Origin of the sequence: Azorhizobium sp. AG788 (genome assembly GCF_943371865.1) — a bacterium.
GTDB lineage: Bacteria > Pseudomonadota > Alphaproteobacteria > Rhizobiales > Xanthobacteraceae > Azorhizobium.
In genome coordinates this window covers 174,757-185,961 of sequence record NZ_CALRWL010000004.1, presented here as the reverse complement: position 1 = coordinate 185,961, position 11,205 = coordinate 174,757, and the positions used below count along the sequence as shown (strand labels likewise).

The 11,205-nt window shown below is 68.0% G+C and carries 7 protein-coding genes; 4 read left to right on the top strand and 3 right to left on the bottom strand.

The features are described from left to right. Positions 1–227: 227 nt before the first annotated feature. Together AAG816_RS04710 and AAG816_RS04705 are read left to right on the top strand one after the other, a co-directional pair. Positions 228–965, top strand: coding sequence for a TerC family protein (locus tag AAG816_RS04710; RefSeq protein ID WP_341988370.1), 738 nt, complete (start codon positions 228–230; stop codon positions 963–965). 80 nt (positions 966–1,045) lie between these two features. Further along, entirely contained in the window at positions 1,046–3,142 is a 2,097-nt protein-coding gene (locus tag AAG816_RS04705) for a molybdopterin oxidoreductase family protein (protein WP_341988369.1), read from the top strand. A gap of 146 nt (positions 3,143–3,288) precedes the next feature. On the opposite strand, the gene purN is transcribed toward AAG816_RS04705, so the two are convergent. Together purN and purM are read right to left on the bottom strand one after the other, a co-directional pair. Continuing rightward, a complete protein-coding gene (gene purN, locus AAG816_RS04700; RefSeq protein WP_341988368.1) occupies positions 3,289–3,942 on the bottom strand; it encodes a phosphoribosylglycinamide formyltransferase in 654 nt (217 codons plus the stop codon). Next, complete coding sequence (gene purM / locus AAG816_RS04695; RefSeq protein ID WP_341988367.1) at positions 3,939–5,009, bottom strand: phosphoribosylformylglycinamidine cyclo-ligase; 1,071 nt, start codon at positions 5,007–5,009, stop codon at positions 3,939–3,941. The genes purN and purM overlap by 4 nt, the downstream gene beginning before the upstream one ends. A gap of 515 nt (positions 5,010–5,524) precedes the next feature. Here purM and AAG816_RS04690 point away from each other — a divergent pair. Beyond that, complete coding sequence (locus AAG816_RS04690; protein ID WP_341988366.1) at positions 5,525–8,011, top strand: carbohydrate-binding family V/XII; 2,487 nt, start codon at positions 5,525–5,527, stop codon at positions 8,009–8,011. A 206-nt stretch (positions 8,012–8,217) separates the two neighbouring features. Here AAG816_RS04690 and mdoH read toward each other — a convergent pair whose 3' ends face one another. Then, positions 8,218–10,002, bottom strand: coding sequence for a glucans biosynthesis glucosyltransferase MdoH (gene mdoH / locus AAG816_RS04685; RefSeq protein ID WP_341988365.1), 1,785 nt, complete (start codon positions 10,000–10,002; stop codon positions 8,218–8,220). Positions 10,003–10,169: 167 nt separating this feature from the next. Here mdoH and AAG816_RS04680 point away from each other — a divergent pair, with 167 nt between their 5' ends. Further along, positions 10,170–11,180, top strand: a complete 1,011-nt coding sequence (locus AAG816_RS04680; protein WP_341988364.1) for a zinc-binding alcohol dehydrogenase — start codon at positions 10,170–10,172, stop codon at positions 11,178–11,180. The last annotated feature ends 25 nt before the right edge of the window (positions 11,181–11,205 follow it).

Genomic DNA, 11,205 nt, shown 5'->3' with positions numbered 1-11,205 from the left:
AACCACTAGAGCATGTTCGGCAAACGCCTATCGCCGACCATGATTTAAGCCTTTGCTTGTTCGCAGTTGCGAACACAAATCGCCTCGCACTTTTGCTGGAGTGGCTCCCACATCAATGGCGTTGCGGCGGGACAATTGCCGGCTCCGTCCATTTTTCGGTTGATGCGATAACGCAGCGTAATATATCCCCATGAGATCATGGCGTCGCCGTCGCACGAGGTTTTGGCATGGATTTCAGCAATCCAACTTTTTGGCTGTCACTGCTCCAGATCGTCTGGATCGACCTGCTGCTGTCCGGCGACAATGCGGTCGTGATCGCGCTGGCCTGCCGCTCGCTGCCGCCGAGCCAACGGCGCTGGGGCATTCTGCTGGGGGCCGGCGCCGCAGTGGCGCTGCGCATCGTCTTTGCCCTGGCCATCTCCTATCTGCTGGGTATCCCCTTCCTCAAGATCGCCGGCGGCCTGCTGCTGCTGTGGATCGCGGTGAAACTGGTGCTCACCGAAGAGGAAGGCGCCCACGACATCGCCGCCTCCGACAGCCTGTGGAAGGCGGTGCGCACCATCGCCATCGCCGATGCCGTGATGAGCCTCGACAATGTGGTGGCCATCGCCGCCGCCTCCCGCGGCCATCCCGAACTGTTCATCTTCGGCTTGCTGCTGACCATTCCGCTGATCGTCGCCGGCTCGCAATTGGTGCTGGCGCTGCTGCAGCGCCTGCCGGCGCTGGTCTGGGCGGGCGCGGCCCTGCTCGGCTTCATCGCCGGGGAGATGCTGGTCAGCGATGTGCTTTCCATCGACCTGCTTAGCGGCATCAATCCGCATTGGGTCGAAGCCAATGCGGACCTGCCCGGCGGCGTCGGCCCGGCCAAGCTTCCGCACTACCTGGCCGGTGGCCTCGGGGCGCTGTTTGTCCTGGCCTGCGGCTTTGCCCTGCGCGGCCGCAAGACCGCCGCCCACGGTGCCTGAGCGAACCGCGAGGCCGCCGGTGCGGCGGCCTCGAAACAAGCGATGTCTTCGCGCTATAAGAAGCGCGAGGAGCCTGTTTCATGAATCAGCACGTTGCCCCCGCTCTGCGCGCATCCGCCTGCCCGCATGATTGTCCCTCCACCTGCGCCTTGGAGGTGGAGGTGCTGGCGGACAACCGCATCGGCCGGGTGCGTGGGGCCAAGGACAACAGCTATACCGCCGGCGTCATCTGCGCCAAGGTCGCCCGCTATGCCGAGCGCGCCCATCATCCCGAGCGGCTGATGCATCCCCTGCGCCGGGTCGGGCCCAAGGGCTCCGGCCAGTTCGAGCGCATCTCGTGGGACGCGGCACTGGACCGAGTGGCGGAGGGCCTATTGGCCGCCGAGCGCGCCCACGGGCCCGAAACCGTGTGGCCTTATTATTACGCCGGCACCATGGGCCTGGTGATGCGCGACGGCATCAACCGCCTGACCCATGCCAAGAAATACTCCCGTTTCTTCTCCACCATCTGCGTGAACCCGGCCTGGAGCGGCTATATCGCCGGCACCGGACGCCTGGGCGGCGCCGATCCGCGCGAAATGGCGGTGTCCGATCTGGTGGTGATCTGGGGCACCAATGCGGTAGCCACCCAAGTCAACGTGATGACCCACGCGGTGCGGGCTCGCAAGGAGCGCGGCGCCAAGATCGCCGTGGTGGACGTCTATCGCACTCCCACCATGGAGCAGGCGGACATTCCCCTGCTGATCCGCCCCGGCACCGACGGCGCGCTCGCCTGCGCGGTGATGCATGTGCTGTTCCGCGACAACCGCGCCGACCGCACCTATCTCGCCCGCTATGCCAATGACGTTGAGGAATTCGAGGCGCATCTGGCCACCCGCACGCCGGAATGGGCCGCCGCCATCACCGGGCTGAACGTGGAGGAGATCGAGGCCTTCGCCAAGCTGGTGGGCGAGACGCCGCGCAGTTTCTTCCGCCTCGGCTATGGCCTGTCCCGCAGCCGCAATGGCGCGGTGAACATGCATGCCATCAGCGCCATTCCGGTGATTTCCGGGGCCTGGCAGCACGAGGGCGGCGGCGCCTTCCATTCCAATTCCGGCATCTATCGCACCCGCAAGACCCTGATCGAGGGGCTCGACATCCTCGACCCCACCGTGCGCCAGTTGGACCAGTCGCGCATCGGCGCGATCCTCGACGGCGACCCGGAAGCGCTGCGCGGCGGCCCGCCGGTCACCGCCATGCTGATCCAGAACACCAATCCCATGAGCATCGCCCCCGACCAGGAGCGGGTGAAGCGCGGCTTTGCCCGGGACGACCTGTTCGTGGTCGTGCATGAGCAGTTCATGACCGAGACCGCCCGGCAGGCGGACATCGTGCTGCCCGCCACCATGTTCACCGAGCATGACGACCTCTACCAGGGCGGCGGGCACCAGCATCTGATCCTCGGACCCAAGCTGGTGGAGCCACCGGGCGAATGCCGCTCCAACCATGAGGTCATCTGCGCTCTGGCCGAGCGCCTGGGCGTCAGCCATCCCGGCTTCGCCCTGAGCCCGCGGGAACTGGTGGACGCCACGCTCCAGGCCTCCAACCGCGGCACGCTGGACGAACTGGAGGCGGCGCGCTTCCTCGACATCCAGCCGGACTTCGAGAGCGCCCATTTCCTCAACGGTTTCGGCCATAAGGACGGGCGGTTCCGGCTGAAGCCGGACTGGAGCCGCCCCTCCATTCCCACCCCGGAGCGGTTCGGCCCGTGGCAAGACATGCCCGCCTTCCCCGACCATTGGGCGGTGATCGAGGAGGCGACGCCGGAACACCCCTTCCGCCTGGTGACCGCACCGGCGCGCAATTTCCTCAACTCCACCTTCAACGAGACCCCCACCTCCGCCAAGCGCGAGGGCGGCCCCACCTTGCTCATTCACCCCGATGACGCGGCGGCGCGGGACATCGCCGAGGGCGATGCGGTGGAGGTGCGCAATCCGCGCGGGATGGTGACGCTGCACGCGAAACTGTTCGACGGCCTGCGGCGGGGCGTCGTGGTGGCGGAACAGATCCACCCGAACTTCGCCCACAAGGGCGGGCGCGGCATCAACACGCTCACCGGCGCCGATCCGGTGGCGCCGGCCGGTGGGGCCGCATTCCATGACAACCGCGTGGATGTGGTGCGGGTGATGGGGGAATGACCCCCTTGGCCCGAAAGCGGATTCCGGCTTTCGGGTCAAGCCGATGCGAAAGCAAGAAATAGGGCACCTTTGGGCGCGGTCACCCACCGCGCCAGGGAATGAAGAGATCCGACCGCCCCGCGCAGTCCGCCAGGCGCCTCAATGCCTCACACCCTTGGCACCACCAGCACGTCGCGGGGCATGCGCTCGCCGTCCACCACGGTGCGCTCATTCTCCACCTGGAGGCGGCCGGCGGCCAGCAGGGCCAGGCCCTTGGGATAGATCACGTGTTCCTGCTCCAGCACCCGCGCGGCCAGCGTGTCGGGGGTATCGTCGGCGCGCACCGGCACCGCCGCCTGGAGAATGATCGGCCCCTCATCCATCTCGGCGCGGACGAAATGCACCGTGCAGCCATGCACCCGCACGCCAGTCTCCAAAGCGCGGGCATGGGTGTCCAGGCCCTTGAAGCTGGGCAGCAGCGAGGGGTGGACATTGATCATGCGGTTGCGCCAGCGCTCCACCAGCCAGGGGGTGAGGATGCGCATGAAGCCCGCCAGACACACGATCTCGATGCCGGCGATGCGCAGATTGGCATCCAGCGCGGCGTCGAATGCAATGCGGTCGGCATAGTCGCGATGGCTGAGCACCATGGTGGCGATGCCCTGCTCCTGGGCAAAGGCCAGGCCCGCCGCATCGGCGCGGTTGGACAGCACCATGGAAATCTCAGCGGGAAACGACGGCTCGCGGGCGGCATTCACCAGAGCGGCCATGTTCGAGCCGCGCCCGGAGATGAGCACGGCGGTGCGCTTGCGCTCGCTCATGCGGCACCGAGCTGCAGCGCGCCGTCATAGGTCACATGGGCCGCGCCTTCGCCGGGTTCGATGACACCGAGCCGCACCACGCTCTCGCCCGCATCGGCGAAGGCGTCAGCGACCCGTTCCTCATCGGCGGCGTCCACGACGATGGCCATGCCGATCCCGCAATTGAAGGCGCGCAACATTTCCTCGGGCGCGATGCCCCCGGTGGCCGCCAGCCAGCGAAACACCGGCGGCACGGTCAGATTGCCGAGATCGATGCGCGCCACGGTGCCGGCCGGGAGCACCCGGGGCAGATTTTCGGTAATGCCGCCGCCGGTGATGTGGGCCAGCGCCTTCACAGCGCCGGTGGCGCGGATCACCTGGAGCACGCTCTTCACATAGAGCTTGGTGGGCTCCAGCAGCGCCGCGCCCAGGCTCTGGCCGGGCGCGAAGGGGGCATCCGCCGCCCAATTGAGGCCGGAACGCTCCACCACCCGGCGCACCAGCGAATAGCCATTCGAGTGCACGCCCGACGACGTCAGGCCGATGATGACATCGCCCACCGCTACATCCGGCCGGGGCAGCAGCCCGGTGCGCTCCACGGCGCCGACCGCAAAGCCGGCGAGATCATAGTCGCCGTCCTTATACATGCCCGGCATTTCAGCGGTTTCGCCGCCGATCAGCGCACAGCCGGAGGCCTTGCACGCCCGGGCGACGCCGGCGACGATATGGGCGCCGACCTCCGGAGACAGCCGCCCGGTGGCGAAATAATCCAGGAAGAACAGCGGCTCGGCGCCCTGCACGATCAGATCGTTGACGCACATGGCCACCAGATCGATGCCGATGGTCTCATGCCGTCCGGTCTCGATGGCGATCTTGAGCTTGGTGCCCACGCCGTCGGTGGCCGCGATCAGCAGCGGATCGGTGAAACCAGCGCGCTTCAGATCGAAAATGCCGCCGAAGCCGCCGATGTCCGCGTCCGCGCCGGGGCGCGCCGTGGCTTTGACCAGCGGCTTGATGAGGTCCACGAGGCGGTTGCCCGCGTCGATGTCGACCCCTGCGTCACGATAGTTGAGACCGTCCTGCGCCATCTTGTTCCTCGCGCCGTTCGCCTTGGCGGGTACGCGCCCGCGATGCGCCATGAGCGCGCGGCTTAGCCGCGAACCGCGCGGGAGGCAAGGCGCGGCGTGAAAACGACCGTCCATCGACGGTGATGACGGCGCGTGCCGCGGCGGTTTTCCCCTCGCGGCAGGCCCGCAACCCACCCGGAATTTCATGCCGGGCCCGCCGCGGCGCGCGTCTCTCTCGGGGGATAAGCGCCCACCAGCCGAGAAAACAGGCCGACTGACCGAGAAGGTCGGCCGATCCGGCTTTCGCCATTGACGCAGATCGCCGGGGGTGACGGGGCCACAAGAGGTAGCTTAATCCCGCTGGCGCTGCCACAAGATCGCGTCGTTGCGCCATAAATCCCTGGCGGCGCGGAAAAGGGGGCCGGCACCGTCACGGCCAAAAATCGCCGAGGCCCACCGGAGCGGTCCCGCTGACGCTTGGTCGCCAACGTGGTAGGTGTGCGCCGTTCTGGGGCGGTAGTCAGGAGCCGATATCAATGGCGACAATCACGGGGAAGAAGGCGCTCGCGCTGGGCTTGGCCGCTGCGCTGCTGGGCGCAAGCCCAATCTTGGCGCAGCAGCCCACCGACGCCTCGCAGGCGACACAGGCCGCGCCCATCGGCGCGCCCGGTCTGTCCTGGCCGCGCAATTTCGATGTGGGCGACAGTCGCCTGCAACTGTACCAACCCCAGATCGAGACCTGGGACGGCGACCTGATCGGCGGCCGCGCCGCCCTCGCCATCGGGCCGAAGGACGGCGCACCGGTTTACGGCTATGCGCACTTCACCGCCCGTGCCACCGTCAACAAGGGCGCCGGTCTCGTCCACCTGGACGCCATCGCCATCGACACGGTGGAAGTCGCCACCGCGCCGCAGGATGCCCCGAAGGTGCGGGCGGCACTGGACTCCCGCCTGCCCAAGGCCGGCCTCACGGTAGCCCTGGTGCAGCTTCAGGCCAGCTATGCGGTCAACAAGAAGATCGCGGACCTGCGCACCCAGCCGGTGCAGAACGAGCCGCCGAAGATCATCTTCACCACTGGCCTGACGATCCTGGTGCCCATCGCCGGCGAGCCGGTGCTGCGTCCCGTGACCGGCGCCCGCGACTTCCAGCGGGTCATCAACACCCAGCCGCTGCTGTTGAAGGATGCCGCCGGCACCTATCATCTGCAGGCGGCGGGCACCTGGTATGAAGGCCAGGTTCTGGCCGGCCCGTGGGTCGTCACCCCGCAGGTTCCCGCGTCTCTCACCGCCGCCGCCAAGGCCGCGACCGCCACCCAGAAGGCGGCGCCGCTGCTGTCCCAGGACGGCAAGCCGGTGACCCCGCCCCCGGCCATCATCGTCGCCACCCAGCCCACCGAGCTGATCCAGACCGAGGGCCAGCCGGAACTGCTGCCCGTGGCCGGCACGGCGCTGATGACCATGAAGAATGCGGACCATGCGGTGTTCATGGATCCCAATTCGAACACCTATTACGTGCTGATCTCAGGCCGCTGGTTCCGCTCCACCAACCTCGACAGCGGTTGGAGCTATGTGGCCAACGACGCCTTGCCGGCGGATTTCGCCAAGATCTCGCCGCAGGACCCTAAAGCCAACGTGCTGCTCTCCGTGGCCGGCACGCCCCAGGCCAAGGAAGCGGCCATCGCCGCCACCATCCCGCAGACCGCGACGGTGAAGAAGTCCACCACCGCCAAGGTGAGCTTCGACGGCGAGCCCAAGTTCGTGCCGATCTCCGGCACGGCGCTGAAATATGCGGTCAACACCCCGCAGCCGGTGATCCAGGTGGATCGCAACACCTATTTCATGGTGTCGCAGGGGGTGTGGTTCACCGCCACCAGCCCCATGGGTCCGTGGCGGCTGGCCACCTTCGTGCCGGAGGTGATCTACACCATCCCGATCACCTCCCCGATCTATTACGTCACCTATGTGCGGATCTACTCCGTGCAGCCTGACACCGTGGTGGTGGGCTATACGCCCGGCTATATGGGCGTGGTGGTGCAGCCCGGCGGCACGGTGGTCTATGGCACCGGCTATGCCTGCAACGGCTATGTGGGCACCTATTGGTATGGCTGCCCGGCCACCTACGGCTATGGCGCCGGTTTCTCCGTGGGCGCCGCGGTGGGCTTCGGCTTCGGCTTTGCCTCCGGCTGGGCCTGGGGCGCCGCCGTCACCCCCTATTGGGGCCCCTATTACGGCGCCGGCCCGTGGGGCGGCCATTGGGGCTATGTGAACGTCAACGCCGCCAACGTCTATGGCCGCTGGGGCGGCGATGCGGTGGTGGGCCGGGCCTGGGGCGTCACCGCCAACGGCACGGAATGGGGCGCCCGCGGCGTCGCCGGCACCACCGCCCGCGGCACCGATTTCCAGGGCCGCTCGGCTGCGGCCTTCAACCCTTATACCGGCAATTACGCCGCCGGCCGTGAGGGCAGCTACCACAATCCCTATACCGGCCAGTCCGGCGCCGGCCGCGCCGGGGTGGAAGGCAATGCCTATACCGGCAACTATGCCGCCGGGCGTGAGGGCGTGACCCACAATTCCAATACCGGGGCCACCGAGGCTGCCCGGTCTGGCACCGTGGGCAATGCCTATACGGGCAATGCGGCGGCGGGGCGCCAGTCGGCGGGCTACAATCCCACCACCGGCACCGGCCACGCCTCCCAGACCACCGCCACCCGCGTGGACGGCCAGGTGAATGTGGACAGCAAGGGTGTCGCCACCAACCAGAAGACCGGCAATTCGGTCGCCTGGAACAATGGCAATGTCTACGCCGACCATGACGGCAATGTTTACAATCACAGCGACAATGGCTGGAACAAGCAGACCAGCAACGGCTGGCAGCCGGTGGACCGCTCCGCCAACACCTCCGCTCTGGACAGTGAGCGCCAGGCTCGGGATTGGGGCAACCAGCGGGTCAACAGCTATGGCGGCGGTGATCGCTTCGGCGGCGGCGGCTTCCGTGGCGGCGGCGGGGGCGGCTTCCGGCGCTGAGCCGACGGCATACGCTTGGCGCATATGGAACGGGCGGCCCCGGTGGCCGCCCTTTTTCGTTTGCTCGGCGCCACTGCATCGCCATCGTAGCCCGCGCGATTAATGGAGGCGTCGCACGCTCGGCACAAGGATTTGAACACCCGTGGGAGCCGGAAGGCACGGTGCATCGAATGCGCGGCCATACAGAGGGCGGCGCCGGTCCGCCCTCACGCAGCCTGTTCGAGAGCCTCGTTGGACACGGCGCGCGAGATCCGCTGCAGGATCTCCGGCATCCGCCCTTCCTCCGGACTGGCGCAGAGGCCGAGCGCGGTGAGGCGCGCCCCGAAGCCCGGATGGGCGGTGGCCACCGCAAACGGCACCGCGAGCCAGCATCCCGCCAGCAGGGGCAAGGTCCACAGCAGCAGCACCGGTGCGCTCAGCGCCAGGGCAAGCCCCACCACCGCGCCAAACAGCGTCTGCACCCACAAAGCGCGCCACGCGCTGGCAAAGGACAGGGCATGGGCGTCGCGCATCTGCCCGTTCCAGCCGGCGCGCACCCGGCCGAATACCAGGGTCAGCAGGAAGCGGGTGGTGGCGAGCGCCGTCACCGCGCCCAGCAGGAACGAAAATACCAGTTCCAGCACCGCGGAGACCGCAAAGCGCAGCCCCCCGCCATAGGAGGCCAGACCGCCGCGGGTCAGCATCACATCCAGCAGCCCGGCGATCTTGGGAAACTGGCCCATGAGCAGGAGCGCGAGATAGAGGCGCGCCGCGCCGCCACCCAAGGTGCGGGCCGCCTCATCATCCAGCCCGAAGGCGGCAAAGGGCAGCACCGCCAGCGCCACCGGCACCGCGGGAATGGAGGCGAACATCAGCACCGCCCAGATCAGCTGAAAGCGGCTCACCGGCTTCAGGCCGGGCAGGCCCTGGAGCCGCAGATACTGCATGTTGCCCAGGCACCAGCGCAGGTCGCGGGTGACGAATTCGGCGATGGTGGGCGGGTTTTCCTCATAGCTCTGCCGATCCACAGGCATCACCCGCACCTCGTAGCCGGCGCGACGCATGAGCACCGCCTCCACCTGATCGTGCGACAGGATCGGCCCGCCCAAAGGCGGGGCGCCGGGCAGCACCGGCAGATGGCAGTGATCGCGGAATGGGGCGATGCGGATCAAGGCATTGTGGCCCCAGAACGGGCCGCAATCGCCGGTCCACCACGTGGCGCCCAGGGTGTAGCAGCGCATGCCGTGGCGCATGCCGAACTGGAAGATGCGGGCGAACGCGCTCACGCTCGGCATGCCCACCACCAGGCTCTGCAGGATGCCGATCCGCGGGTTCCGGTCCAGAATGCGAACCATGGCGAGCACGGTGGCAGCCCCCATCACGCTGTCCGCGTCCAGCGGCAGCATGTGGTCATAGTCGTCGCCCCAGCGCAGGCAGAAGTCGCGCACATTGCCGGCCTTGAAGCCGGTATTGCTCTCGCGGCGACGGTAGTGGATGCGCCGGGAGCCGTCCTCCTCGCGCCAGCGGGCCACTTCCTGTTCCTCGGCCACGGCGATGGCCGGCAGGGAGGAATCGCTCAAGAGGAAATAATCGAACTGCGCGCCGGCGGTGGTGGCGTCGAGATCCGCCTTCACCGCCCGCAAGCGGGCCACCGCCCGCGCCGGATCCTCATTGCGCAGGGTCATCAGGATGGCGGTGCGGCTGGCGATGCGCCCGCTGTCGGGCGCATCGGCCAGGAACGGGGCGGCCGTCGTGACGCCGTCGCGCACCATGTGCGACAGCACGAGGCCAATCACCGCATTCCAGAAACCAATTGCGATCCACGGCGTTGCCACCACGACGCAGAGGAACAGAATGACGTCCGGCGCGCGCCAGCCGGCTTGGGCGGCCAGAAGCCCCGCTGCCAGCGCCACCGCGGCGCAGGTGGCAAGGTTCAGGCCCAGCACCAGCCAGCGGCGCGCGGCGATCGAGTGGGGCTGCGGCAAAACCGCTGTGCCGGATTCGTGTTCCAAGCTGTTGGGATCTTGATGTAACAAGTTTTCACCCCGTTCCTCACCCCAATACGCGGCCGATGGGCCGCTGGACGGTTCTGGCCTGAAGGTCATTGCGGCTCCGGGGCAGCGGGGCTGAGAGGTGGGGCGGCGGGTGCGGGACGAGATAGTCTCAAGAAGGTGTTCGAATGGAAGCACAATCCGCGGCGAAACGTCTCGCTCAGGCTCACAGTTCAGCGAGGGCGCTGTGGTACGAGGCGCCGCGCCATGCGCGCCTGCGCCAGGAAGTGGTGCGCGTGCCGGCGGCCGGGGAGTTGCTGGTGCAGACCCGCTGGAGCGCGCTCAGTCGCGGCACCGAGCGTCTGGTCTTCGCCGGCCTGACCGATCCCGCCCATCGCGAGCGCATGCGCGCCCCCATGCAGGACGGCGATTTCCCGTTTCCGGTGAAATATGGCTACTGCACCGTGGGACAAGTGCTGGAAGGCCCGGCGGATCTGCTGGGGCGCGATGTCTTCGTGCTGCATCCCCACCAGGATCGCTTCGTGGTGGCCGCCGACGACGTGACCCCGGTTCCCGATGGCGTGCCCGCCCGGCGGGCGACCCTGGCCGCCAGCATGGAAACCGCCCTTAATGCGGTGTGGGACAGTGGCGCCGGCGCCGGTGATCGCATCGTGGTGGTGGGGGCGGGCCTGATCGGCCTGCTCATCACCTTCATTGCCGCCGGACTGCCGGGCGCCGAAGTCACGGCGGTCGATCCCGATCCGAGCCGCGGCGCGCTCGCCACCGCCTTCGGTGCCCGCTTCACGGTCCGCACCGAGGCCGCCGGCACGGCGGACGTGGTGTTCCACACCAGCGCCAGTTCCGCAGGTCTGTCCGATGCCCTTGCCTGCTGCGGCATGGAGGCGAGCCTGGTGGAAGTGAGCTGGTATGGCGACAAGGCGGTCACCGTCTGCCTCGGCGGCGGCTTCCATGCCAAGCGATTGCGGCTGATGTCCTCGCAGGTGGGTGCCATCCCGCCGCTGCGCGCCGCCCGCTGGACCCACCAGCGCCGGCTCGCCAAGGCCCTCGACCTGCTGGCAGATCCGCGCCTGGATGCCCTGATCACAGAAGAAGTGGCCTTCGCCGATCTGCCGGGAGCGCTGCAGCGTATTCTCGGGGACGATCCCACCGGCGTCGCCACGGTCGTGCGCTATTCCTGATCGTCGCGATCGTCTCGTTTCCCTG

Excerpts from the sequence above, each read along its gene's own strand:
- purN (WP_341988368.1), bottom strand. The coding sequence starts at position 3,942 with ATGAGCGAGCGCAAGCGCACCGCCGTGCTCATCTCCGGGCGCGGCTCG.
- AAG816_RS04710 (WP_341988370.1), top strand. The coding sequence starts at position 228 with ATGGATTTCAGCAATCCAACTTTTTGGCTGTCACTGCTCCAGATCGTC.
- purM (WP_341988367.1), bottom strand. The coding sequence starts at position 5,009 with ATGGCGCAGGACGGTCTCAACTATCGTGACGCAGGGGTCGACATCGAC.
- AAG816_RS04680 (WP_341988364.1), top strand. The coding sequence starts at position 10,170 with ATGGAAGCACAATCCGCGGCGAAACGTCTCGCTCAGGCTCACAGTTCA.
- AAG816_RS04705 (WP_341988369.1), top strand. The coding sequence starts at position 1,046 with ATGAATCAGCACGTTGCCCCCGCTCTGCGCGCATCCGCCTGCCCGCAT.
- AAG816_RS04690 (WP_341988366.1), top strand. The coding sequence starts at position 5,525 with ATGGCGACAATCACGGGGAAGAAGGCGCTCGCGCTGGGCTTGGCCGCT.